22 protein-coding genes are annotated in these 23,016 nt (G+C 72.1%); 10 read left to right on the forward strand and 12 right to left on the reverse strand.

Annotation, left to right across the window (positions count from 1 at the left end; all coding sequences use genetic code 11):
- Positions 1-11 precede the first annotated feature (11 nt).
- From AB0O36_RS08685 to AB0O36_RS08695, 3 genes are read right to left on the reverse strand one after another with little or no spacing between them, the layout of a single operon-like run.
- The gene (locus AB0O36_RS08685; protein ID WP_365106026.1) at positions 12-797 is read right to left on the reverse strand and encodes a 3-oxoacyl-ACP reductase; all 786 of its coding nucleotides are present in this window, start codon (positions 795-797) and stop codon (positions 12-14) included.
- A 5-nt stretch (positions 798-802) separates the two neighbouring features.
- Entirely contained in the window at positions 803-2,167 is a 1,365-nt protein-coding gene (locus AB0O36_RS08690) for an aldehyde dehydrogenase family protein (RefSeq protein WP_365106029.1), read from the reverse strand.
- Positions 2,168-2,174: 7 nt separating this feature from the next.
- A complete protein-coding gene (locus AB0O36_RS08695; protein WP_365106032.1) occupies positions 2,175-3,539 on the reverse strand; it encodes a glutamine synthetase family protein in 1,365 nt (454 codons plus the stop codon).
- Between the two features lie 78 nt (positions 3,540-3,617).
- On the opposite strand from AB0O36_RS08695, the gene AB0O36_RS08700 reads away from it, so the two are divergent.
- The 5 genes from AB0O36_RS08700 (at position 3,618) to AB0O36_RS08720 (ending at position 8,064) form a co-directional block, all read left to right on the forward strand.
- Positions 3,618-4,388 (forward strand): FCD domain-containing protein, encoded by a 771-nt coding sequence (locus AB0O36_RS08700; RefSeq protein ID WP_365106034.1) that lies wholly within the window; start codon positions 3,618-3,620, stop codon positions 4,386-4,388.
- Positions 4,389-4,538: 150 nt separating this feature from the next.
- Positions 4,539-6,065: an ethanolamine permease gene (eat, locus tag AB0O36_RS08705; RefSeq protein WP_365106037.1), complete on the forward strand. Its 1,527-nt coding sequence runs from the start codon at positions 4,539-4,541 to the stop codon at positions 6,063-6,065.
- A gap of 80 nt (positions 6,066-6,145) precedes the next feature.
- A complete protein-coding gene (locus tag AB0O36_RS08710) occupies positions 6,146-6,847 on the forward strand; it encodes a gamma-glutamyl-gamma-aminobutyrate hydrolase family protein (RefSeq protein WP_365106039.1) in 702 nt (233 codons plus the stop codon).
- A 120-nt stretch (positions 6,848-6,967) separates the two neighbouring features.
- A complete protein-coding gene (locus AB0O36_RS08715; RefSeq protein ID WP_365106042.1) occupies positions 6,968-7,405 on the forward strand; it encodes a hypothetical protein in 438 nt (145 codons plus the stop codon).
- A 188-nt stretch (positions 7,406-7,593) separates the two neighbouring features.
- Entirely contained in the window at positions 7,594-8,064 is a 471-nt protein-coding gene (locus AB0O36_RS08720; RefSeq protein ID WP_365106045.1) for a hypothetical protein, read from the forward strand.
- Positions 8,065-8,301: 237 nt separating this feature from the next.
- Here the strand turns inward: AB0O36_RS08720 and AB0O36_RS08725 are convergent, their stop codons facing one another.
- Entirely contained in the window at positions 8,302-9,234 is a 933-nt protein-coding gene (locus AB0O36_RS08725) for a LysR family transcriptional regulator (RefSeq protein ID WP_365106048.1), read from the reverse strand.
- Positions 9,235-9,304: 70 nt separating this feature from the next.
- Between AB0O36_RS08725 and AB0O36_RS08730 the strand changes: the two genes are divergently transcribed.
- Entirely contained in the window at positions 9,305-10,429 is a 1,125-nt protein-coding gene (locus AB0O36_RS08730; protein ID WP_365106051.1) for a TDT family transporter, read from the forward strand.
- A gap of 58 nt (positions 10,430-10,487) precedes the next feature.
- Here AB0O36_RS08730 and AB0O36_RS08735 read toward each other — a convergent pair whose 3' ends face one another.
- Both AB0O36_RS08735 and AB0O36_RS08740 read right to left on the reverse strand, forming a co-directional pair.
- A complete protein-coding gene (locus tag AB0O36_RS08735) occupies positions 10,488-11,198 on the reverse strand; it encodes a helical backbone metal receptor (RefSeq protein WP_365106054.1) in 711 nt (236 codons plus the stop codon).
- A gap of 2 nt (positions 11,199-11,200) precedes the next feature.
- Positions 11,201-11,794 (reverse strand): XRE family transcriptional regulator, encoded by a 594-nt coding sequence (locus AB0O36_RS08740; RefSeq protein ID WP_365106056.1) that lies wholly within the window; start codon positions 11,792-11,794, stop codon positions 11,201-11,203.
- A gap of 161 nt (positions 11,795-11,955) precedes the next feature.
- On the opposite strand from AB0O36_RS08740, the gene AB0O36_RS08745 reads away from it, so the two are divergent.
- From AB0O36_RS08745 to AB0O36_RS08760, 4 genes are all read left to right on the forward strand, one after another.
- Positions 11,956-12,861, forward strand: coding sequence for a 5'-3' exonuclease (locus AB0O36_RS08745; RefSeq protein ID WP_365106191.1), 906 nt, complete (start codon positions 11,956-11,958; stop codon positions 12,859-12,861).
- Between the two features lie 56 nt (positions 12,862-12,917).
- Entirely contained in the window at positions 12,918-13,748 is an 831-nt protein-coding gene (locus AB0O36_RS08750) for a siderophore-interacting protein (protein ID WP_365106058.1), read from the forward strand.
- A 259-nt stretch (positions 13,749-14,007) separates the two neighbouring features.
- The gene (locus AB0O36_RS08755) at positions 14,008-15,570 is read left to right on the forward strand and encodes a serine hydrolase (protein ID WP_365106061.1); all 1,563 of its coding nucleotides are present in this window, start codon (positions 14,008-14,010) and stop codon (positions 15,568-15,570) included.
- Between the two features lie 88 nt (positions 15,571-15,658).
- Positions 15,659-16,627: an RluA family pseudouridine synthase gene (locus tag AB0O36_RS08760; RefSeq protein ID WP_365106063.1), complete on the forward strand. Its 969-nt coding sequence runs from the start codon at positions 15,659-15,661 to the stop codon at positions 16,625-16,627.
- On the opposite strand, the gene AB0O36_RS08765 is transcribed toward AB0O36_RS08760, so the two are convergent.
- From AB0O36_RS08765 to AB0O36_RS08790, 6 genes are all read right to left on the reverse strand, one after another.
- Entirely contained in the window at positions 16,591-17,217 is a 627-nt protein-coding gene (locus tag AB0O36_RS08765) for a helix-turn-helix domain-containing protein (protein ID WP_365106065.1), read from the reverse strand. The two genes, AB0O36_RS08760 and AB0O36_RS08765, sit on opposite strands and share 37 nt — an antisense overlap.
- Positions 17,218-17,469: 252 nt before the next feature.
- Positions 17,470-20,307: a DEAD/DEAH box helicase gene (locus AB0O36_RS08770; RefSeq protein ID WP_365106068.1), complete on the reverse strand. Its 2,838-nt coding sequence runs from the start codon at positions 20,305-20,307 to the stop codon at positions 17,470-17,472.
- Positions 20,308-20,353: 46 nt separating this feature from the next.
- On the reverse strand, positions 20,354-21,241 hold the full coding sequence (locus tag AB0O36_RS08775; RefSeq protein WP_365106070.1) for a diacylglycerol kinase: 888 nt from the start codon (positions 21,239-21,241) through the stop codon (positions 20,354-20,356).
- Between the two features lie 17 nt (positions 21,242-21,258).
- Positions 21,259-22,224 (reverse strand): twin-arginine translocase subunit TatC, encoded by a 966-nt coding sequence (gene tatC, locus AB0O36_RS08780; protein WP_365106073.1) that lies wholly within the window; start codon positions 22,222-22,224, stop codon positions 21,259-21,261.
- A 50-nt stretch (positions 22,225-22,274) separates the two neighbouring features.
- Positions 22,275-22,562, reverse strand: coding sequence for a Sec-independent protein translocase subunit TatA (gene tatA / locus AB0O36_RS08785; RefSeq protein WP_365106076.1), 288 nt, complete (start codon positions 22,560-22,562; stop codon positions 22,275-22,277).
- Positions 22,563-22,719: 157 nt separating this feature from the next.
- Positions 22,720-22,917: a hypothetical protein gene (locus tag AB0O36_RS08790; RefSeq protein WP_365106079.1), complete on the reverse strand. Its 198-nt coding sequence runs from the start codon at positions 22,915-22,917 to the stop codon at positions 22,720-22,722.
- Positions 22,918-23,016 lie beyond the last annotated feature (99 nt).

A 23,016-nucleotide genomic window follows, 5' to 3' on the forward strand; every position in this document is an offset into this window, starting at 1 on the left:
CCGGCCGCCGGCTACAGCGGGGTGACGTACGCGCCGGAGATGCCGCCGTCGACGAGGAAGTCGGTGGCGTTGATGAAGGAGGAGTCGTCGCTGGCGAGGAAGGCCACGGCGGCGGCGATCTCCTCGGCCTCGGCGAACCGGCCGACGGGGATGTGGACCAGGCGGCGCGCGGCGCGCTCGGGGTCCTTGGCGAACAGCTCCTGGAGGAGCGGGGTGTTCACCGGCCCCGGGCAGAGGGCGTTGACCCGGATGCCCTCGCGGGCGAACTGCACGCCGAGCTCGCGGGACATGGCGAGCACGCCGCCCTTGGAGGCGGTGTAGGAGATCTGGGAGGTCGCGGCGCCCATGATCGCCACGAAGGAGGCGGTGTTGATGATGGAGCCGCGGCCCTGGCGCTGCATGTAGGGCAGGGCGGCCTTGCAGCAGAGGTAGACGGAGGTGAGGTTGACGTCCTGGACGCGCTTCCACGCCTCCAGCCCGGTGGTGAGGATGGAGTCGTCGTCGGGGGGCGAGATGCCGGCGTTGTTGAAGGCGATGTCGACCGAGCCGTAGGTGTCGAAGGCCGTCCGGAAGAGGGCCTCGACCTCCTCGGGGTCGGTGACGTCGACCTTCACGAAGGTGCCGCCGACCTCCTCGGCGGCGGCCTTCCCGGCCTTCTCGTCGATGTCGCCGCAGACGACGTTGGCGCCTTCGGAGGCGAGGCGGCGGGCGGTGGCGAGGCCGATGCCGCTGCCGGCTCCGGTGATCACGGCGGTACGGCCGACCAGGCGGCGGCAGACGATCTCTTCGGTGCTCATGTGCTTCAGGCCTCCGTGCTGATGAAGACGTTCTTGGTCTCGGTGAAAGCGGTGAGGGCGTCGGGGCCGAGCTCGCGGCCGAGTCCCGACTGCTTGTAACCCCCGAAGGGCGTCCAGTAGCGGACGCTGCTGTGGGAGTTGACGGAGAGGTTGCCGACGGCGACCGCGCGGGAGACGCGGACGGCGCGGCCGACGTCGCGGGTCCAGATGGACCCGGAGAGGCCGTACTCGGTGGCGTTGGCCAGGCGTACGGCGTCCGCCTCGTCCTCGAAGGGCAGGACGACGGCGACGGGGCCGAAGACCTCTTCGACGGCGACGGGTGCGGTCGGCGCGGTCCCGGTGACCAGCGTCGGCGGGTACCAGAATCCGGGGCCTTCGGGGGCGGTGCCGCGGATCAGGGCGAGGTCGTCGGTGACGTAGGACCGTACGCGGTCCAGCTGGGCGGCGGAGATGAGCGGACCCATCTGGGTCTTCTCGTCGAGCGGGTCGCCCACGACCACGGATTCGATGCCGGGGGCGAGGAGTTCCAGGAAGCGGTCGTAGGCGGAGCGCTGGACGAGGATCCGGGTGCGGGCGCAGCAGTCCTGACCGGTGTTGTCGAGGAAGGACATGGGTGCCGCGGCGGCGGCGCGCTCCAGGTCGGCGTCGGCGAAGACGATGTTGGGGCTCTTGCCGCCGAGTTCGAGGGTGACGCGCTTCACCCGGTCCGCGCACTTGGCCATGATCTGCTTGCCGACCCGGGTGGAGCCGGTGAAGACGATCTTCGCCACGCCGGGGTGTTCCACGAGCGCGTCGCCGGCCACCGGGCCCTCGCCGGGCAGCACCTGGAAGAGGTGCTCGGGGATCCCGGCTTCGAGGGCGAGTTCGGCGAGGCGCAGCGCGGTGAGGGGGGTGGCCTCGGCGGGCTTGAGGAGGACGGCGTTGCCTGCGGCGAGGGCCGGGGCCAGGGCCCAGGCGGCGATGGGCATGGGGAAGTTCCATGGGGCGATCACGCCGATGACGCCGAGGGGTTCGAGGAAGGTGACGTCGAGGCCGCCGGGGACGGGGATCTGCCGGCCGGAGAGCCGTTCGACCCCGCCGGCCGCGAATTCGAGGAGGTCGCGGACGTTGCCGGCCTCCCAGCGGGCGTTGCCGAGGGTGTGGCCGGCCTCTCGGACCTCCAGGAGGGCGAGTTCCTCGATGTGCTCGTCGACCACGGCGGCGAAGCGGCGCAGCAGCCGGGCGCGGTCGGCGGGTGCGGCGGCGGACCAGGCGCGCTGTGCGGCGGCGGCCCGGGTGACGGCGGCACCGACCTCGTCCCGTGTGGCGGCCGGGACGAGGGCGACGAGTTCTTCGGTGGCCGGATTGATCACTTCCAGCGCGTCGGACACGGGGGCCTCACAGTCGTTCGAAGGAGCGGCGCAGTTCCCAGTCGGTCACCGCGGAGTCGTAGGCGTCGAGTTCGACGCGGGCCATGTTGAGGTAGTGGGCCACCACGTCGGGCCCGAAGGCGGCCTTGGCGATCTCGCTGTTCTCCCAGAGCTCGGCGGCTTCGCGCAGGGTGGTGGGGACGTGCGCGTAGTCGGCGGTGTAGGCGTTGCCGGTGCACGGGTCGGGCAGTTCGAGCCGGTTCTCGATGCCGTACAGGCCGGCCGCGACCAGGCCGGCGACGGCCAGGTGGGGGTTGACGTCGCCGCCGGGGAGGCGGTTCTCGAAGCGGGTGGAAGGGCCGTGGCCGACCACCCGGAGGGCGCAGGTCCGGTTGTCCTTGCCCCAGGCGACGGCGGTCGGGGCGAAGGATCCGGGGCGGAACCTCTTGTACGAGTTGATGTTCGGGGCGTAGAGGAGGGAGAAGTCGCGCAGCGCGGCGAGCTGGCCGGCCAGGAAGTGGCGCATGACCTCCGACATGCCGTGCGGGTCGGTGCCCGCCATGGCGTTGCGGCCGTCGGCGTCGGTGAGGGAGAGGTGGATGTGGCAGGAGTTGCCTTCGCGCTGGTCGAACTTGGCCATGAAGGTGAGGGAGACGCCTTCCTGGGCGGCGATCTCCTTGGCCCCGGTCTTGTAGACCGCGTGCTGGTCGCAGGTGACCAGCGCCTCGTCGTAGCGGAAGACGATCTCGTGCTGACCGAGGTTGCACTCGCCCTTGGCCGACTCGACGGTGAGGCCGGCGCCCTGCATGTCGTTGCGGATCCGGCGGAGCAGGGGCTCGATGCGGCCGGTGCCGAGGACGGAGTAGTCGATGTTGTACTGGTTGGCGGGGGTCAGATCGCGGTAGCCGCTGTTCCACGCCTGTTCGTAGGTGTCCCGGAAGACCATGAACTCCAGCTCGGTGCCGACCTGGGCGGTGAATCCGTGCGCGGCGAGGCGGTCGAGCTGGTGCCGGAGGATCTGGCGCGGGGCGGCGACGACGGGCTTGCCGTCGTCCCAGGCGAGGTCGGCGATGACCATCGCGGTGCCCTCGTTCCAGGGGACGCGGCGCAGGGTGGCGAGGTCGGGGTGCATGGCGAAGTCGCCGTAGCCGCGGTCCCAGGAGGACATGTCGTAGCCGTCGACGGTGTTCATGTCGGTGTCGACGGCGAGGAGGTAGTTGCAGCCCTCGGTGCCGTGGGCCATGACCTCGTCGAGGAAGAACTGAGCGGCGAACCGCTTGCCCTGGAGACGTCCCTGCATGTCGGGGAAGGCCAGGACGACTGTGTCGATCTCACCGCTCGCGACGAGGGAGCGGAGCTCCTCGGGCGCGAGCGGCGGCTTGCGGTCTACCACGGGATTCTCTCCTTCGGGTGAGCCGAGTGGGCCTAAGGTATTGAACAGAACCATTGCTTGGGAAGGGGAGACGCCGATATGGCTAACACCGCGGGTGAGGAAGGCACGGCCGGACGGCTGGATCCGGTGCTGCGCCCCGTGCTGCGCCAGGTGCGGGCCGGCAACGGTTTCGAGGAGGCCCTGGAGCAGATCCTGCAGGTGGTGCGGCTGGGCCTGGTGCCGGCCGGCGAACGGCTGCCACCGGAGCGGGAACTGGCCGAACGCATGGGCATCAGCCGGGTCACGCTGCGGGAGGTGCTCAAGGTGCTGCAGGACCAGGGACTGGTGGAGGCGCGGCGCGGCCGGTACGGCGGAACGTTTGTGCGCGCCCGGCCCGACACCCCGGCCGGCGGAGCCGAGGAGGAACTGCGGCGCCGGGTCGCCGGTGTGGACCTGGAGGACGTGCTGCGCTTCCGCGAGGTGCTGGAGGTGGGCGCGGCCGGACTGTGCGCCGCCCAGGGGCTGACCGGGGAGGAGACCACCCGGCTGACGGAGGCGCTCGCCGCCACGCACGACGCGCAGCTCGCCGAGTACCGCCGTCAGGACACCCTCTTCCACCTGACGCTGTGCGAGCTCGCGGGTTCGGCCACGCTGACGGCGCAGTACGCGGCCGTCCGGGCCACCGTCAACGACCTGCTGGACTGCATCCCCCTGCTGGTGCGCAACCTGGAGCATTCGCAGCGGCAGCACACGGCACTGGTGGAGGCCGTGCTGGAACGGGACGCGGAGGCGGCCCGGGAGGTGATGCGGGAGCACTGCTGCGGCACCGCGGCGCTGCTGCGGGGGTTCCTGGGGCCGCGGTTCCTGTGAGCGGGGGCGGGGAGGGGCCGGGGTCGGGGTCGGGACTGGGGTCGGGGTCCTCGTAACCGCGGTTTAACGCACAGGGCTTGCGCGCCGCACCCCCTTGACGCAAAGGTACGCTCCACAACCATTGCCGATCCCCCTACGGCAGGAGCGCACATGGCCGACGACACCGCACCCGCGACGCCATCCGCACGACCGTCCCCCGGATCCTCCCCTTCAGCCTCTCCTTCCGCCTCCCTTTCTCCGTCCTCTTCCGCCTCCCCCGCCCAGGCCCCCGAGGACACCTATCTGGAGCGCCGGACGCTGCGCCGCGGCAGCGCCGGATGGCTGCTGCTGACCGGTCTCGGAGTCGCCTACGTCGTCTCCGGGGACTTCTCCGGCTGGAACATAGGCCTTGCCGAGGCCGGCTTCGGCGGCCTGGCGATCGCCACCGTCCTCATGGGCACCATGTACGCCTGCCTGGTCTTCTCGCTCGCCGAGCTGTCCGCGATCCTGCCCACGGCCGGCGGCGGCTACGGATTCGCCCGCCGGGCGCTCGGCCCCTGGGGCGGCTTCCTGACCGGCACGGCCATCCTCATCGAGTACATCCTCGCGCCCGCGGCCATCGTCATCTTCATCGGTGACTACGTCGAGTCCCTCGGCCTGTTCGGGCTGACATCCAGCTGGCCGGTCTACCTCGGCTGCTTCGTGCTGTTCATCGGCGTGCACCTCTGGGGTGTCGGCGAGGCCCTGCGCTTCTCCCTGATCGTCACCGCCATAGCCGTCGCCGCACTGCTCGTCTTCGCCGCCGGTGCGCTCACCGACTTCAGCGTCGCCCGGCTGGACGACATCCCGGTCGACACCTCGGCGGTCGGGTCCTCCTCCTGGCTCCCCTTCGGCCTGCTCGGCATCTGGGCGGCGTTCCCCTTCGGCATGTGGTTCTTCCTCGGGGTCGAGGGGGTGCCGCTGGCCGCGGAAGAGGCCAAGGACCCGGTGCGGTCCATGCCCCGGGCCCTGGCCCTGTCCATGGGCGTGCTGGCCGTACTCGCACTGATCACCTTCTTTGCGGCCACGGGCGCGCAGGGCGCGAACGCCATCAAGGACGCCGGCAACCCGCTGGTCGTGGCCCTGGCGGGGGACGGCGACCCGACCGCACTCAGCCGCTTCGTCAACTACGCGGGGCTGGCCGGGCTGGTGGCCTCGTTCTTCTCCCTCATCTACGCCGGCTCCCGTCAGCTGTTCGCCCTCTCCCGGGCCGGCTACCTGCCGCGCGCACTCTCCCTGACCTCCCGGCGCAAGGCCCCGTACCTGGGGCTGCTCATCCCCGGCGCGCTCGGCTTCGCGCTGGCCGCCGGAACGGGGAACGGAGCGCGCATGCTGAACATCGCCGTGTTCGGCGCGACGATCTCGTACGCCCTGATGGCCCTGTCGCACATCGTGCTGCGCCGGTCGGAACCGAACCTGGCCCGCCCGTACCGCACGCCCGGCGGCGTGGCCACCTCCTCGACGGCCTTCGTGCTCGCCCTGTCGGCCCTCGTCGCCACCTTCCTGGTGGACAAGGACGCGGCATTCATCGCACTGGCCGTGTATGCCGTCGCATTGGCCTATTTCGCGATCTACAGTCGGCACCACCTGGTGGCCTCGGCGCCCGAGGAGGAGTTCGCCGCCCTGGCGGCGGCCGAGGCGGAACTGAACCGCGACTGACCCGCGACCGAACCTGCGACCGACCCGTGACCGACCCGCGCCTACGCCCTCGCCCGCTCATACCACCGGAGGTATCAACCGTGCCCAGGCCGCTCATCGGCATCTCCACCTACGTCGAGGCATCCACCCGCTACGGGGTGTGGGACGTACCCACCGTCCTGACACCCACCGGATACCACCGGCTCGTGCAGGCGGCGGGCGGCGCGGCCGTCCTGCTGCCGCCGGACGAACCGGAGGCTGCGGCGGAGGTGCTGAGCCGGGTGGACGGCCTGGTCATCGCGGGCGGACCGGACGTGGACCCGGCACGCTACGGGGCCCCCCGCGACCCCCGCACGGGTCCGGCGGCCACGGAACGCGACACCTGGGAACTGGCGCTGATCCGGGCGGCACTGGAGGCGGACATGCCGGTGCTGGGCATCTGCCGGGGCATGCAGGCACTGAACGTGGCCCTGGGCGGCACCCTCGTCCAGCACATCGACGGGCACTCGGCCGGTCATGGCGTCATGACCTGGCACCCCGTCACGCCGGTGGCCGGCACCCGGTACGGGTCCCTGGTCCCGGAGGAGTCCGACGTACCGACGTACCACCACCAGGCGGTGGACCGGCTCGGCGAGGGCCTGGTGGTGTCGGCGCACGCGCTGGACGGCACCGTCGAGGCGATCGAACTACCCGGCGAGCCCTGGGTGGTGGGCGTCCAATGGCACCCGGAGCGGGGCACGGACACCAGGGTGATGGCAGGGCTGGTGGACGCGGCGGGGCGGGTGCCGGTACGGGTGGGGTAGGGGGTACGCCGGGCCGGACGACGCAGTGGGGCCACCGCATGCCCGATCCGGCGGATGGCACGAGCTTCCTTCAGGTGACTTTCAGTGACACATCGATCACCAGGTCGTGATGATGGGTGTATGAAGCGCATCGTCACGGGAATGTCGGCGGCCGTCTCGCTCCTTCTTGCGAGCAGCCCCGCCAACGCCTTCGCGGTTCCTCCGGAATTGGTGATCCACTGCAAGCAGAGGGACTGGCAGAACACCCTCATCCCCACGCGTCAAGGGAACCGTGCATGGGGCTGGCGACACCTCAGCGCGGAGCACAACATCCGCAAGTGCTCGGTCGTCAACGCTGCTCTCAACGGGTCCGTCGATGCCAGATCAGGCTCACACTGGACCTATATCGCCTACGCGATCAACCGCTCCACCCGGAAACAGATCAAGATCGTCGCCATCGTTCAACACGCTCAGAGCACTGACGACCGGAAGTTCAAGGCGACGGACGGCTATCCCATCGGCGTGATCACGGCCTACTGCGTCGGTGTGAACAAGTGCCCGGACTGGGTCAACCAGTGACCCCATCCGATGCCGAGGAGGCCGCCGAACAGCAGGCAGCCATCGTCCAGTCCCTCTTTCCCTACGTATTGAGCCCCCTGCACGACGGCCAGTGGCTAAGGGGCCTCCTGCCCGGCCCCGGGAGGAGCCCCACGATCAGGGCGGTACTCGGCCCCGGGACCCCGGGCACCGGGGGTGCCCCCAGCCGCTTGTTCGAGTTCCCCGTCCTCACCGGCACCGAAGGGATCCTCGTCTCGCCCGACGAGATCTGGTCCGCCCTCCGCGGCCTGGCGGAGAGCACACGGCCCGGGCAAGGGGAAACAGCCGTGGTGATGGGCATGCCGCTCATCACTGCGGATCCCACCGGGCCATTCGCCCGCCAACCCCGGGCCCAGGACCACGCGGTGAACTTCCTGCGGTTCTTCACCCACTTCCGCCGAGAGGAAACCTCCTCCCTGCGTGGCTTCCTCTACCGCCCCGCTGACGTCCTCCGCCTGTACTTCGGCAGCCCCGATCTCACGGTGACGGCCATCGACATCTCTCTGAACGGGCCCGTCGAAACCCTCCTGGCGGCAGTCCCCAGCCTGATCAGACACGAAGAGCGGCTGCTCGTAACCAGCTCCGCCTACGACGACCCCCACTGCGATCGCCTGATGAACGCGGTCACCTGGGGAACCTGAATCGCACCATTGAGCGATCGCGGGCATACGCCCCACCACCACCGACCCGTATCCGCCGACAGACCGGCCCCCGGGCACCTCCCCGATTCCGTCCAGGCGAAGCACCGGCACACCACCACCCCACCCGCCGGCCGCCAACGACGCCCGGCCACCCACAGGCGGCTCAACATCGCGACCCCTTGTACGGGTGGGCGGGTGGGCAATCCCCCGCGCGAAGCGCGGAAAAAGAAGCCCCCCTCACCCCACCCCCCGCCGCGTCAGCGACAGCAGTTCCCGTGCCGGCCCCGCCGGTCGCGTGCCCGTCGGCCAGACCGCCCGGAGGGACCGGCGGAGGAGCGTGTCCGCCACCGGCACCTCCACCAGTCGGCGCGAGGCCAGTTCGTCCGCGAGGGAGAGTTCCGAGAGCACGCAGGGCCCGGCGCCGCTGATCGATGCCGCCTTCACCGCCGTCGTGGAGGCCAGTTCCAGGAGGGGTACGGCCAGGCCGCCCGCTTCGGCCAGGGCGGCGTCCAGCACCTGCCGGGTGCCCGAACCGAACTCCCGCAGGATCAGCGGGGTCCCGGCCAGTTCCGCCGCCGGCACCGGCGCCGAGCGGCGGGCCCACGGGTGCTCCGGGGCCACGGCCACCACCAGGCGGTCGTGCGCGATGACCGCCGAGGACAGGCCGTCCGGCACCGTCAGGCCCTCCACGAAGCCCAGGTCGGCCTCGTGGGCCAGTACCTGTTCGGCCACCGCCGCCGAGTTTCCGGCGCGCAGCGACACCGCCGTGTCGGGACGGGCCGCGCGCAGCGCGATCAGCCAGCCCGGCAGCAGGTACTCGGCGATGGTCATGCTGGCGGCCACCCGCAGCCGGGAGTCCCGCCGCGTCCGCAGTGCCTGCGCGCCCGCGTCGAAGGCTTCCGCCGCCTCCACGACCCGCCGCGCCCAGTCGGTGACGAGTGCGCCCTCCGCGGTGAGCGTGGAGCCGCGCGGGGATCGGTCGACCAGGGCGACCCCCAGCCGGGCCTCCATGGCCCGGATGCGGCTGCTGGCGGCGGGCTGGGTGATGCCCAGCTCCCGGGCCGCACCGCCGAGGCTGCCCACCCGGGCGACGGCGAGCAGCAGCTCCAGCGCTCCCAGGTCGGGCACCCGGTGCGCCAGCGGTACGGGAAGGTCCACCCCATGCGTCATAAACACAGCTTATGACCTCATAGGACGATGATCCCTGCCGGTGGGGCTCCCGCGGCGGGACGCTGGGCCCATGGCCACCCTCGCGCAACCGCGCCACCATCAGCGCCACACCCGGCGCTCCCCCCTCGTTCTCCCCGCCCTCCGCCACCTCGGCCCGAACTGGTACGCCACGGTGATGGGCACGGCCATCGTCGCCAACGCGGGTGCCGTCCTCCCGTTGGGGATACCGGGCCGGCTCGTGGTCTGCCAGGTGGTCTGGGCGCTGTCGGCGCTCGCCCTCGCGGCGGTCCTCACCGCCCGTGCCGGGCACTGGCTGCACCATCGCGACCAGGCCCGCGCCCATCTCATGGACCCGGCCGTCGCCCCCTTCTACGGCTGCCTGTCGATGGCGCTGCTGGCCGTGGGCGGGGGGACCCTGATCGTCGGCAAGGACCTGATCGGGGAACCCGCTGCGGTCGCCGCCGACGCCGTGCTGTTCACCGCCGGCACCGCCATCGGGCTGGTCATGGCCGTCGTGGTGCCCTATCTGATGGTCGTACGGCACAAGGTCGAGCCCTCCCAGGCCACCCCCGTGTGGCTGCTCCCGCTGGTCGCCCCCATGGTGTCCGCCGCGCTCGGGCCGCTGCTGATCCCCCACCTTCCGGCCGGGCAGGCGCGCGAGACCCTGCTGCTGGCCTGCTACGCGATGTTCGGCATCAGCCTGCTGGCCACCCTGCTGATGCTGCCGCTGGTCTTCGGCCGGCTGCTCGTCGGCGGGCCGCTGCCCCTGGCCCTCACCCCGACGCTGTTCCTGGTGCTCGGCCCGCTCGGCCAGTCCACCACGGCCGTGAACCAGCTCGCCGATCAGGCCCCGCAGGCCATCGGGGCCCCGTACGCCGGTGCGCTCGGCGCCTTCGCGGTGGTCTACGGCGTCCCGGTGATGGGTTTCGCCCTGCTGTGGCTGGCCCTGGCCGTGGCCATGCTGGTACGGGCGGCACGCGACGGGATGGGCTTCGCCATGACCTGGTGGGCGCTGACCTTCCCGGTCGGCACCTGTGTCACGGGCGCGGCCGGGCTGGCCCGGCACACCGGTCTGGCCGCGTTCCAGTGGCTGGCCGTGGTGCTCTTCGCCGCCCTGGTGGCCGCCTGGCTGACCGCCGCCGCTCACACCGTGCGCGGCCTGGCCGCCGGCACCCTGCTCCCGCGCCGGGCCTGATCCCGTCCCGGGGCTGATCCCGTCCCGGGGCTCGGCCCCCGGCCGGCGCCCGTTCCGCCTATGCCCTCCGCAGTGCCTCGCCCAGCACCCTCGGTGCTTCCGCCAGGGAGGGGCCGTACCAGGTCAGGTGCCGGCCGCTCACCAGGGCCGCGGGGAGTCCGGGGAACGCCTCCGGGCCGTCCTGGGCGGTGAAGCGGTACGGCTCGTCGGGGAGGACCACCAGGTCACAGCCCTCCGTGAGGGCGTCGGCCGGGATCCGCGGGTAGCGCTCGGTGTGGCCGGCGTGGACGTTGTGGGCGCCCAGGCGGGCGAGCAGGTCCCCGGCGAAGGTGTCCCTGCCCAGCACCATCCACGGCCGCCGCCACACCGGGACCACGGCCCGCCAGTCGCCGACGGGTGCGAGGGCCGTCCACGCCTCCTCGGCGGCGTCCAGCCAGCCCGGCCGGGGCAGCCCGAGTTCCCGGACCAGCAGTCGGTCCAGCTCCCGGAACGCGCCGTCCAGATCGCGGATCTCCGTCACCAGGACCCGCAGGCCGGCCGCCCGGAGCGCAGCGAGGTCCGGGGCCCGGTTCTCCTCCTCGTTCGCGATCACCAGGTCGGGCCGGAGCCCCGTGACGGCCGCCACGTCCGGGTTCTTGGTGCCCCCGATGCGACGGGCGGCGAGGCCGGCCGGGTGCGTGCACCAGTCCGTGACGCCGACCAGGGCGCCGGGTGCCCCGGCCTCCGCCACCGCTTCGGTCAGCGAGGGCACCAGCGAGACCACGCGCACGGTCAGTGCTCCGGGGACGGCGGCTCGGACACGGCGTGGATGTGCTCGCCCACGGCGACCACCAGGATCCTGGTGTCCTCGGTGACGGCCCGCCACCGGTGCCGCACCCCGCCCGACAGGAACAGTGCGTCGCCGGCCTCCAGCCGGTAGGCCCGGCCCTCCGCCTCGACCTGGCAGGCTCCCGCGACGACGTACATCAGCTCGTCGTTGCGGTGCTGGTACTCGCGGCCGGCGTCCTGGTCCCCGGTGAACTCCAGCGCGTGCAGCTGGTGGTGGCCGCGGACGAGCGGGCGCACCCCGGCGGCCGGCTCGATGCCGCCGGCGTCCGCGGCGCGCACCAGATCGACGGTGCGCGCGGTGTCCGAGGCCGCCAGGAGTTCCACGGCCGTGGTCTCCAGCGCGTCCGCGACCCGCTCCAGCGACCGCATGCTCGGCCGCGCCCGTTCGTTCTCTATCTGGCTGAGGAAGGGAACCGAGAGTCCGCTGCGCCCGGAGACCGCGGCGAGGGTGAGCTTGAGCGCGCGTCGCCGCTTGCGCACGGCCACACCCACCCGAAGCGTTTCCTTGGCGTCCTTTTCCTTTTCCCTGTCGTCCATGGCGGGGCTGCCCTCCCCTTGTCCTCCGCACATCGGTGTGCTGTAAGCACCTTACGCAGCATTCGCCCCCGGTTTCGCGCGCACGGGAGGACCGCCCTCCCCTCCGGCCCGATTCCGCCACCTTCGGTTACGGCATCATCACCCCCATGAACCGTCGCCTGATGCTGCTCGACACCGCTTCCCTCTACTTCCGCGCGTACTTCGGAGTGCCGGAGTCCGTGAAGGCGCCGGACGGCACGCCCGTCAACGCCGTGCGCGGGCTGCTCGACATGATCGCCCGGCTGGTCTCCGACCACCACCCCGACGACCTGGTGGCCTGCATGGACGCGGACTGGCGGCCGCACTGGCGGGTCGACCTGATCCCCTCGTACAAGGCGCACCGGGTCGCCGAGGAGACGGAGACGGGCCCGGACGCCGAGGAGGTCCCCGACACGCTCGCCCCGCAGGTGCCGGTCATCGAGGCCGCGCTGGACGCCTTCGGCATCGCCCGGGTGGGCGTGCCCGGGTACGAGGCCGACGACGTCATCGGCACCCTGACCGCCCGGGCCACCGGCCCGGTCGACATCGTCACCGGCGACCGCGACCTGTACCAGCTGGTGGACGACGCCCGCGGGCGGCGGGTGCTGTACCCGGTCAAGGGGGTGGGCACGCTGCAGCTGACCGACGAGGCCGTCCTGCGCGAGAAGTACGGGGTGGACGGCCCCGGTTACGCCGACCTGGCCCTGCTGCGCGGGGACCCGAGCGACGGCCTGCCCGGGGTGCCCGGCATCGGCGAGAAGACCGCGGCGAAGCTGCTTGCGGCGTACGGGGACCTGGCCGGGATCATGGCCGCGGTCGACGACCCGGCGTCCGGGCTGACGCCGGCGCAGCGCAGGCGGCTGGACGAGTCCCGCCCGTACATCGCGGTCGCGCCCAAGGTGGTGCGGGTCGCCACGGACGTGCCGCTGCCCGCGTTCGACCCGGCGCTGCCGGCCGCTCCGGCGCACCCCGAGGTGGTGGACGCATTGGTCCACCGGTGGGGTATCGGCGGGGCGGTCGGCCGTCTGAGCGCGTCGCTGCGTCGATGAGATGCTAAGTTAACTTAGGCAATCCTAAGTATTCGGGTGAGTCAGGAGAGACAGCCGTGGCATCACGTCCCGTCGACACCGCAGTCGTCGTCCGCACCGAGCGGCTCACCCCGCACATGGTGCGGGTCGTCCTCGGAGGCGCCGGACTGGCCGGGTTCGGCGCGGGCGAGTACACCGACCACTACGTCAAACTCCTGTTCGCCCCGGAGGGGGTCCGGTACGCCGAGCCCTGGGACCTGGAGCAGATCCGCGGCAGCCACCCCCGCGAGGAGTGGCCCCGGCAGCGGGCGTACACCGTGCGTTCCTGGGACCCGACCCGGCTGCACCTGACGATCGACTTCGTCCTCCACGGCGACGAGGGCCTCGCCGGCCCGTGGGCCGCCCGCGTCCAGCCCGGCGAGAGCGTCCACTTCGTCGGTCCGGGCGGTGCGTACGCCCCCGCCCCCGCCGCCGGCTGGCACCTGATGGCCGGGGACGAGAGCGCCCTCCCGGCCATCGCGGCCTCCCTGGAGCGGCTCCCCCGCGGCGCCAGGGTGCACGCCTTCGTCGAGGTGGCCGGACCGGCCGACGAGCAGCAGATCTCCACCCCGGACGGGGTCACCCCGGTCTGGCTGCACCGCGGCGACCGCCCGGTCGGCGAGGCCCTCCTCGAAGCCGTCACCTCGCTCGACTTCCCGTCCACCGACGTACAGGCGTTCGTGCACGGCGAGGCGGGCGTGGTCAAGGAGCTGCGCCGCCATCTGCGCGCCGACCGCGGCATCGCCCGCGAGCGTCTCTCCATCTCCGGCTACTGGCGGCTCGGCGAGACCGACGAGGGCTGGCGGGCCATCAAGCGCGACTGGAACGCCCGGGTCGAGGCCGAGCAGGAGTCGCTGGCGCACGCCTGACGCCGGGTGGTCCGCCTCGACCACCTGCGGGCGTTCGGGGGCGGCTCCTTCGGGCACCGCCTCCTTCCGGGACCGCCCGCGACCCTCCCCGGACCGCCCTCGACCGTTCCGGAACCACTGGTGTCCGTTCCGGACCCACCAGCGCGTCCGTCCCGGGACCCACCCGCACGCCCGTCCCTCGGCCGTATCGGCACCGGGCCCGCGGGACCACCCGGACGGCCGACGGGCGGGGTTCCGGGCGCGGCGCGACAATGTCGCCATGGCCGTGCTCCGCACCCTCGGGGCGGCCGGTGTGGCACTGGTGCTGGCCGCCGGTCCGGCGGCCGCCGCCCCCAGCCCGCCGCCCGCGCCGAAGCCGCAGATCACCGACGCCGAGGTGGACGCCGCACTGCGCCACCTCGACGCCTACGTCGCCGAGGTCATGAAGCGCACCGGCGTCCCCGGCATCTCCGTCGCCGTCGTGTACCGCGACCGGGTGGTCCACCTCAAGGGGTACGGCGTGCGCCGGGCCGGAGACGCGGCCGCGGTCGGGCCCGACACCGTCTTCCAGCTGGCCTCCCTCTCCAAGCCGGTCTCGTCCACCGTGGTCGCCGCCGGCATGACCGACCCCGCCGGCTGGGAACGCCCCGTCGAACTCCCCGGGTTCGCCCTCAAGGACCCGTGGGTCAGCCGGCACGTCACCACCGCCGACCTGTTCGCGCACCGCAGCGGCCTCCCCGACCACGCCGGCGACCTGCTGGAGGACCTCGGCTACGACCGGAACCACATCCTCGGCCGGCTCCGCCTGGAACCCCTCACCGCCTTCCGCGCGAGCTACGCGTACACCAACTTCGGCCTGACCGCGGCCGCCGAGGCCGTCGCCCGGCAGCACGGGGTCAGCTGGCAGAAGCTCAACGAGGACCTGCTCTTCAAGCCCGCCGGCATGTCGAGCACCTCCACCACCTTCGCCGCCTTCGAGAAGGCCGCGAACAAGGCGGTCACGCACGTGCGGAACCCGGACGGCACCTGGAGCGCGCGCTACGTCCGCGACCCCGACGCCCAGGCCCCGGCCGGCGGGGTCAGCTCCACCGCCCGTGACATGGCCCGCTGGATGCGGCTCCAGCTCGGCAACGGCGTACTGGACGGCCGGCGGATCGTCGGCGCCGCGCCCCTGGAGGCGACCCACGCCCCAACGATCGTGTCCCGGCAGCCGTCCGGACCCGCTGGCACCCCCGGCTTCTACGGCCTCGGCTGGAACGTCTCCTACGACGACGCCGGCCGGCTGCGCCTGTCCCACACCGGCGCCTTCGAACTCGGCGCGAACACCAACGTGACCATGCTGCCGCTGGAGCAGCTCGGCATCGTCGTGCTCACCAACGGCGCCCCGGTCGGCCAGGCCGACGCCATCGCCCTGGACTTCTTCGACACCGCCGAGCACGGCAGGGCGAGCACCGACTGGCTGGCGCTGGCCGCCTCGCTGTACGCACAGCAGCTCGACGAGGCCGGCAGCAGCACGGACTACACGAAGCCGCCCGCCGGTGCCGCGCCCGCCCGTCCGGACTCCGCGTACACCGGCACGTACGACAACGCCTACTACGGGAAGCTGACGGTCACGGCGCGGGAGGGGGCCGCACCCGGAACCGGGCTCACCCTCTCCCTGGGGCCCGGGCCGCTGCGCTTCCCCCTCACCCACTACCAGGGCGACACGTTCAGCTTCGAGACCCGCGGTGAGAACGCCGTCGGCCGCACCGGCGTGACCTTCAAGGGCGCGGGCACCGACGGCGCCACGGTCACCGTCGAGTACCTGGACGCCAACGGCCTGGGCACCTTCCGCCGCTCCTGAGGCGTGTCCTCCGGATCGGCCCGGGCCCGGCCCCCGGCCCCCTGCCCCGTCCGGTCCGCCCCGCGGCACGGCCTACGCTGGGCTCACCATGAGACGCCGCGCCGCCGTACCGCCTTCCCCGCTCCCCCAGCGATCGGGCATCGACCCGGTCCATCTCAGGATGCCCCCGGCCGGCCCCCATCCCACCGTCGGCGCCTTCCTCGCCGACCGCTACGCCGACGGCCCCGGAGCCGCGGCCGTGACCGAGCTGCTCCGCACCGGCGGGGTGGTCGGCCCCGACGGCCGCGGAGTGCGCGCGGAGGACCCGTACCCGCCGGAGGGCGGACACCTCTGGTTCCACCGGGAGCTGGCGCCGGAGACACCGGTGCCGTTCCCGCTGCGGGTGGTGCACCGCGATCCGCACCTGCTGGTCGTCGACAAGCCGCACTTCCTGGCCACCACCCCGCGCGGCAGCCACATCACCCAGACCGCCCTGGCCCGGCTGCGCACCGAGCTGGAGCTGCCGGACCTGTCGCCGGCGCACCGGCTGGACCGGCTCACCGCCGGGCTGGTGATGTTCAGCGTGCGCCCCGAGGACCGCGGCGCCTACCAGCTGCTGTTCCAGCGGAAGTCGGTCCGCAAGGAGTACGAGGCGGTCGCCGCGTACGACCCCTCGGCGGACTTCCCCCGCACCCTGCGCAGCCGCATCGAGAAGACCCGCGGGGTCATCGCGGCCCGGGAGGTGCCGGGCGAGCCCAACGCCGAGACCACCGTGGAACTCCTCGCGCACGGCCACCCTGCCGGACTGGCCCGCTACCGGCTGACCCCGCACACCGGACGCACCCACCAGCTGCGGGTGCACATGAACGCCCTGGGCCTGCCGATCCTCGGCGACCCGGTCTATCCCGAGGTCACCGACCCGGCCCCGGACGACTACCGCCGCCCGCTGCAACTCCTGGCCCGCCACCTGGAGTTCACCGACCCGGTCACCGGTACCGAGCACCGCTTCACCAGCGGTCTGACGCTGTCGGCCTGGACGGACTACGACGGCTGGGCCGCGGGGCCCGCCGCCGGCTGAGGCACGCTCACCCCCGCGATCCGCAGCGCGGCGTCCGCGGTGGCCGCCGCGAAGGAGTCCACGGAGCGCTGCGGAGCGGCCCGGTGCACCAGGATGACCCCTTCGATCAGCCCGAACACCAGGTCGTTGCACAGGTCCAGGCCGCCCGGATCGGCCGGCCGGTCCGGCACCGCACCGGCCGCCTCCCCGAGCAACCCCCGGTACACCCTCTTGAGTTCGGCCCGCATGCGGCGGAAACCGCCGAACCGCTCCCCGTCGCTCACCTCCGGCAGGAGGTACAGGGCGCCCAGGTTGTTCGGCCCGCCGCACAGCATCAGCACGTCGGCCCGGCACAGCTCCCACAGCCGGAGCGCGGCCGGGCGGCCGGTGTCGGCCAGCAGCCGGGCGGCCAGCCGGAGCGAGGGGGCGACCGTGGACTCCAGGAGCTCGACGAGGAGTTCCTCCTTGCCGCGGAAGTAGTGGTACATGGTGGCCTGGCGCAGTCCGGCCCGCTGGGCCACCTCGCGCGTGGTGGTGGCCGCGTACCCGCGGAGGGTGAACAACTCGGCCGCCGCATCGAGGAGTTCCTCGCGCGGCGGCCGGCCGGTCACCGATCTTCGCCGGTCGGCCCGGGGCCGGCCGACCCGTCTGGCCGTGCCCTCCCCCGGGCCGTCACCCACGCCCGCGTGACCGCCCGTGCGACCATCCGCATGACCGTCCGCGTGACCGCCGGCGTGACGGTCCGCACCCGCATCGGCACTCATGTGCATCATGGCCAGATCGTCGCACAGCGCGCACCGGAATGATCATGGCTGGAGATGAGATCAGGCCATCCCCCTCTTCGGAGGAAGGCCCAAAACCATCTATCCCACCGAGCTGTACGCCACTACGCCCCGCAGCAGCGAGTCCACGGCCTTCCGGGCGTTCCGCGCCACCGTGGAGCCGCCGTTGCCCGCGGACCCCGGAGCCGCGGCCGCGATCTGCCCCAGCACGTCGATGACCTGCTTGCACCAGCGCACGAAGTCACCGGCCGGCATCTCCGCCTCGCGCAGCACCTCGTCCAGGCTCTTCTCCGACGCCCACTGGTACGCGGCCCAGGCGAAGCCCAGATCCGGCTCCCGCTGGCCCACGCCCTCGGTGCCGTTGATCCGGTACTCCTCCTCCAGGGCGTCCAGCCGGCCCCAGATGCGCACCATCTCGCCCAGCGCCGCCTTGGCCGCGCCGGCCGGCACCTTCGGCGCCACCGCGTCGTCCGACTGCCGCGCCTCGAACACCAACGCCGAGACGCAGGCCGCCAGTTCCGCCGGGCTGAGCCCTTCCCAGACCCCGGCCCGCAGGCACTCCGAAGCCAGCAGGTCCAGCTCCCCGTAGAGCCGGGCCAGCCGCTTGCCGTGCTCGGTGACCTCGTCCTCCCGCAGGTAGTCCAGCTCCGTCAGCAGCGCGTGGATCCGGTCGAAGGTCCGCGCGATCGTGTTGGTGCGGCCCTCGATGCGCCGCTCCAGCTGCTTGGTGTCCCGCTCCAGCCGGTGGTAGCGCTCGGCCCAACGGGCGTGGTCCTCCCGCTCGTCGCACCCGTGGCAGGGGTGCGCCCGCAGTTCTGCCCGCAGCCGGGTGATCTCCCGGTCGTCGGCGGCCGCCGCCCGTCCCCGCCGGTGCCGGTCCGGCACCAGGTGCCCGGCCTTCGTCCGCAGCGCCGAGGCCAGATCGCGCCGCGACTGCGGGGACTTCGGGTTGAACGACTTCGGGATGCGCATCCGCTCGATCGGCTCCACCGGCACCGGGAAGTCGATCCCGGCCAGCCGCTTCACCTGCCGCTCCGCCGTCAGCACCAGCGGACGCGGCCCCTCGTGGTACTCGTACCCGCGGGGCCCGTTCACCCGGCCCGGCACGCCCGGGTCCAGCACCAGCGCCAGCCCGGCGAACTTGCCCGTCGGCACGTGGATCACGTCGCCCGGCTTCAGCCGCTCCAGCGAGGCCGCCGCCTGCGCCCGGCGCTGCACGGCACCCTGCTTGGCCAGCTCGTTCTCCCGGTCCTTGAGGTCCCGGCGCAGCCGCGCGTACTCCTCGAAGTCGCCCAGGTGGCAGGTCATTCCCTCGCGGTACCCGGTCAGGCCCTCCTCGTTGCGCTGCACCTGACGGGAGATGCCGACCACCGACCGGTCGGCCTGGAACTGCGCGAACGAGGTCTCCAGCAGCTCCCGCGACCGGTGCCGGCCGAACTGCTGCACCAGGTTCACGGCCATGTTGTACGAGGGCCTGAAGCTCGACCGCAGCGGATACGTGCGCGTGCCCGCCAGGCCCGCCAGCGCGCCCGGGTCCATCCCGCGCTGCCACAGCACCACCGCGTGACCCTCGACGTCGATCCCGCGCCGCCCGGCCCGGCCGGTCAGCTGGGTGTACTCGCCCGGGGTGATGTCGGCGTGCTGCTCACCGTTCCACTTGACCAGCTTCTCCAGGATCACCGTCCGGGCGGGCATGTTGATGCCCAGCGCCAGGGTCTCCGTGGCGAACACGGCCTTCACCAGACCGCGGACGAACAGCTCCTCCACGACCTCCTTGAAGGTCGGCAGCATGCCCGCATGGTGCGCGGCGACGCCCCGCTCCAGGCCTTCCAGCCACTCGTAGTAGCCGAGCACGTGCAGGTCCTCGGCCGGAATGGAGGAGGTGCGCTCCTCGACGATCTCCCGGACCCGCAGCCGGGCCGCGTCGTCGTTCAGCCGCAGCCCCGCGTACAGGCACTGCTGGACGGCGGCCTCGCAGCCGGCCCGGCTGAAGATGAACGTGATGGCGGGCAGCAGGCCCTCGTTGTCCAGCCGTTCGATGACCTCGGGGCGGCCCGGGGTCCAGATCCGGCCCCGGGAGCGCCGCTCCCGCTCGCGGTCGGCCTCGCGGACCATCTTGCCGCGCCGCCGGTCCCGCGGGTTGTACGTGCGGCTGTTCTCCTCGCGCGCCATGCGCAGCAGGTCGGGGTTGACCTCGCGGCGGGCCGAGCCGCGGCCTCCGTGGTCGGACTCCTCCTCGAACAGGTCGTAGATCCGCCGGCCGGCCATCACGTGCTGCCACAGCGGCACCGGCCGCTCCTCCGAGACGATCACCTCGGTGTCGCCGCGCACCGTGTCCAGCCAGTCGCCGAACTCCTCGGCGTTGCTGACCGTCGCCGAGAGGGACACCAGGGTCACCGACTCGGGCAGGTGGATGATCACTTCCTCCCAGACGGCCCCGCGGAACCGGTCGGAGAGGTAGTGCACCTCGTCCATCACCACGTAGCCCAGGCCCAGCAGCGACTGCGAGCCCGCGTACAGCATGTTCCGGAGCACCTCGGTGGTCATGACCACGATCGGTGCCTCGGAGTTGACGCTGTTGTCACCGGTGAGCAGGCCGACCTTCTCGGCGCCGTAACGCCGGACCAGATCGGAGTACTTCTGGTTCGACAGTGCCTTGATCGGTGTGGTGTAGAAGCACTTGCGGCCCTGGGACAGCGCCAGGTGCACGGCGAACTCGCCGACCACGGTCTTGCCGGAGCCGGTCGGTGCGGCGACGAGCACGCCCTTGCCGCCCTCCAGCGCCTTGCAGGCGTCGATCTGGAAGGGATCAAGGCCGAATTCGTACATCTCGCGGAAGGCAGCCAGCTCGGTGGCTTCCTCGGCGGCGCGGATCTTTGCAGCGGCGTACCGCTCGGCGGGTGAGAGGTCCTCGGTCATCTTGCTCTGGAGCCTACCCGCCGCCTCCGACAACAGTCGCGATCATTTACATGATGAGCTGCAGCGCTCCGGGCACGCAGTCGGCGGTCACCGGGAGCGGCCCCATCCGCTCCCCGTCGGCGTACGCGGTGATGCCCGCGGCCTCGACCGTGACCTTCGCGGCGCGGTGCACGGTCACCTTGGGGTGCGTGAGGTGCGTCCCCTTGTAGACCCGGGGGAACACCCGCAGCAGGGTGGACCGGGAGCAGTCGCCGACCACGGTGACGTCGAACAGCCCGTCGTCGGTGCGGGCGTCGGCGCAGATCCGCATGCCGCCGCCGTAGGAGGAGCCGTTGCCGACGGCCACCAGCGTGGCCTCGGTCTCGATCACCGGGCCGTCGTCGAGGGTGATGCGGTACGGGAACGGCCGGAACGCGGCCAGCTCCGCCACCATCGCCAGGTCGTACTTGAAGCGGCCGGACGGCCACCGCATCCGGTTCCCGCGGTCGTTGACCCGGGAGTCGAAGCCCGAGCAGAGCACCGTCCCGTACCAGCGGTCCCCGACCCGGCCGAGGTCGACCTCGTGGATCCGGCCCTCCTTGAGCGCCTCCGCGGCCATGGCCCCGGCGCCGGCCGGGTCCCGCACCGGCAGTCCCAGCGCCCGCGCGAAGTCGTTGCCGGTGCCCACCGCCACCACGCCGAGCGGGACCAGCGTCCCCGCCAGGGCCTGGAGCGCCAGGTGGACCATGCCGTCACCGCCGACGGCGATCACCGCGCCGGTCCCTTCCCGCACGGCCGCCCGCAGCCGGGCCAGGGCGTCCTCGGCGTCGGTGCCGACGACCGTCCGTACGGAGAATCCCGCGGCCCGGAGTGCGGCAGCGGCCGGCTGCGCGCCCTGCGCGCCCCGGCCGCGTCCCGCGGTGGGATTGACGAAGAGGGTGATCTCAGCACTCACCCGACGGAATGTACCTGTCAGGTCGCGTCGTCGTAACCGTTGATCCGGTGCCGGCCGCCGTCGGCCTGTTCCGGCAGGGCCGCCGGTGCTCCGACCGACTCGATCTCGCCGAGCGCGGACGGGCTCAGGTCCAGCTGTGAGGCCTCGTCCTCGGACAGCTCGGCGTCGGGGTTGTTGCGCCTGCGGCGGCGGTCGTTGATCAGGCAGATGCCCAGGGCGACGAAGTAGAGCGCCACGATCGGCGCGGCCAGCGTCAGCATGGTGAGCGGGTCACCGGTGGGCGTCGCGAACGCGGCGAAGATCGTGATGCCGAGGATGAAGGCCCGCCACCAGCTCGCCAGCCGCTGGGCGGAGAGCACTCCGGTGAAGTTCAGCAGCACCAGCAGCAGCGGCAGCTCGAAGGCCAGACCGAAGACGATCACCATGCGGGCGACCAGGTCGAGGTAGTCGTCGACGGGCAGCAGGTTCCGCGCGTGCTCCGGCGTGAACTCCAGGAGGATCTCGGCGGTCTGCGGAAGGATCTTGTACGCGAGGACCGCGCCGGCCATGAACAGGGGCGCGCCGACCGCGACGAAGCTCCGCGCGTACTTCTTCTCGTGGTTGTGCAGGCCGGGCGCGGCGAACGCCCACAGCTGGTACAGCCAGACCGGCGCGGACAGCACCACGCCCGCCATCAGCGAGACCTTCAGGGAGATCGAGAACGCCGAGATCAGACCGTTGACGGTCATGTCGGCGCAGGGACGGCCGTTCCGCTGGGTCACCACCCCGTCGGTACAGCCGACGGAGTCGAGCATCGGCTTCAACAGGAAGTTGATGATGTCCTTGTAGAAGAACGCCGCGACGATCGTGATCACCAGGATCGCGAGGACCGACTTCAGCAGGCGGTTTCTCAGCTCACGCAGGTGCTCGACAAGCGGCATCCGCCCTTCGGCGTCCTTCTCCGACTTGCCTGGTTTCCCCTGCTTGCGGGCAGACTTGAGCAACCCACGTCCCTTGTCTCGTTGCAGCTGGCTGGCGGCGCTTCGGGCTGGGATCAGCCCTGGGCGGTGCGGTTGGGCTCGTTGACCGGACGCGAGCTGGTCACGTCACCCGGCGCGGCCTGGATGGTGCGCGGGGCGGCCTGCTGCGGGGCGTCGGCGGTCGGTGCGGCCGCCGCGGCCTCGTTCTCGCCGTCCTTCTTCATGGCCTTGGCCTCGCTCTTGAGGATGCGGGCCGACTTGCCCAGGGAGCGGGCCATCTCCGGGAGCTTCTTGGCGCCGAACAGCAGCAGGATGACAGCGATGATCAGAATGATCTCAAGAGGCTTCAGATTGCCGATCATGTGTGACTTCCTTCTCACCGAAACGGCTGGCTGGTTGGACTGACTTCAGGGCTGACCGGACAGACGTCCGCACCGGCCCTTCAAGGATCGTAACCCGCAGGGGTAAACGCCCGGCAATCCCCTGGGGTACCCCTGATTGCACAGGTCCAGCGTGGATCTAGCGCAACGAGTGACCGGCACGCGCCAGGTCCTCGGCGGCGTGTTCGAGATCACCCGAGGCCGCCGCGATCCTGCGGCTCGATTCGGCCACCTGCCCGGCCAGGCGTCTGACCTCGGCGTAGACCCGTACGGACAAGACGGCGAGGACGGCACACCCGAGGAAACCCAGGGCGATCGCGAGCATCGGCCACAGCATGCCCCGAGCCTAGGGCACCGGTCCGGTCACACCGCGCGCAGGGGCTCGTGCACCGCGCGCGGCCTCCGCGATTTCGCAGGCCGTTCACGCCCGCGCGAC

The sequence above is a fragment of the Streptomyces sp. NPDC089799 genome (assembly GCF_040684755.1).
GTDB lineage: Bacteria > Actinomycetota > Actinomycetes > Streptomycetales > Streptomycetaceae > Streptomyces.

Excerpts from the sequence above, each read along its gene's own strand:
- AB0O36_RS08685 (WP_365106026.1), bottom strand. The coding sequence starts at position 797 with ATGAGCACCGAAGAGATCGTCTGCCGCCGCCTGGTCGGCCGTACCGCC.
- AB0O36_RS08700 (WP_365106034.1), top strand. The coding sequence starts at position 3,618 with ATGGCTAACACCGCGGGTGAGGAAGGCACGGCCGGACGGCTGGATCCG.
- AB0O36_RS08745 (WP_365106191.1), top strand. The coding sequence starts at position 11,956 with ATGCTGCTCGACACCGCTTCCCTCTACTTCCGCGCGTACTTCGGAGTG.
- AB0O36_RS08770 (WP_365106068.1), bottom strand. The coding sequence starts at position 20,307 with ATGACCGAGGACCTCTCACCCGCCGAGCGGTACGCCGCTGCAAAGATC.
- eat (WP_365106037.1), top strand. The coding sequence starts at position 4,539 with ATGGCCGACGACACCGCACCCGCGACGCCATCCGCACGACCGTCCCCC.
- AB0O36_RS08790 (WP_365106079.1), bottom strand. The coding sequence starts at position 22,917 with ATGCTGTGGCCGATGCTCGCGATCGCCCTGGGTTTCCTCGGGTGTGCC.
- AB0O36_RS08760 (WP_365106063.1), top strand. The coding sequence starts at position 15,659 with ATGAGACGCCGCGCCGCCGTACCGCCTTCCCCGCTCCCCCAGCGATCG.
- AB0O36_RS08740 (WP_365106056.1), bottom strand. The coding sequence starts at position 11,794 with ATGGACGACAGGGAAAAGGAAAAGGACGCCAAGGAAACGCTTCGGGTG.
- AB0O36_RS08715 (WP_365106042.1), top strand. The coding sequence starts at position 6,968 with ATGAAGCGCATCGTCACGGGAATGTCGGCGGCCGTCTCGCTCCTTCTT.
- AB0O36_RS08725 (WP_365106048.1), bottom strand. The coding sequence starts at position 9,234 with ATGACGCATGGGGTGGACCTTCCCGTACCGCTGGCGCACCGGGTGCCC.
- AB0O36_RS08755 (WP_365106061.1), top strand. The coding sequence starts at position 14,008 with ATGGCCGTGCTCCGCACCCTCGGGGCGGCCGGTGTGGCACTGGTGCTG.
- tatA (WP_365106076.1), bottom strand. The coding sequence starts at position 22,562 with ATGATCGGCAATCTGAAGCCTCTTGAGATCATTCTGATCATCGCTGTC.
- AB0O36_RS08730 (WP_365106051.1), top strand. The coding sequence starts at position 9,305 with ATGGCCACCCTCGCGCAACCGCGCCACCATCAGCGCCACACCCGGCGC.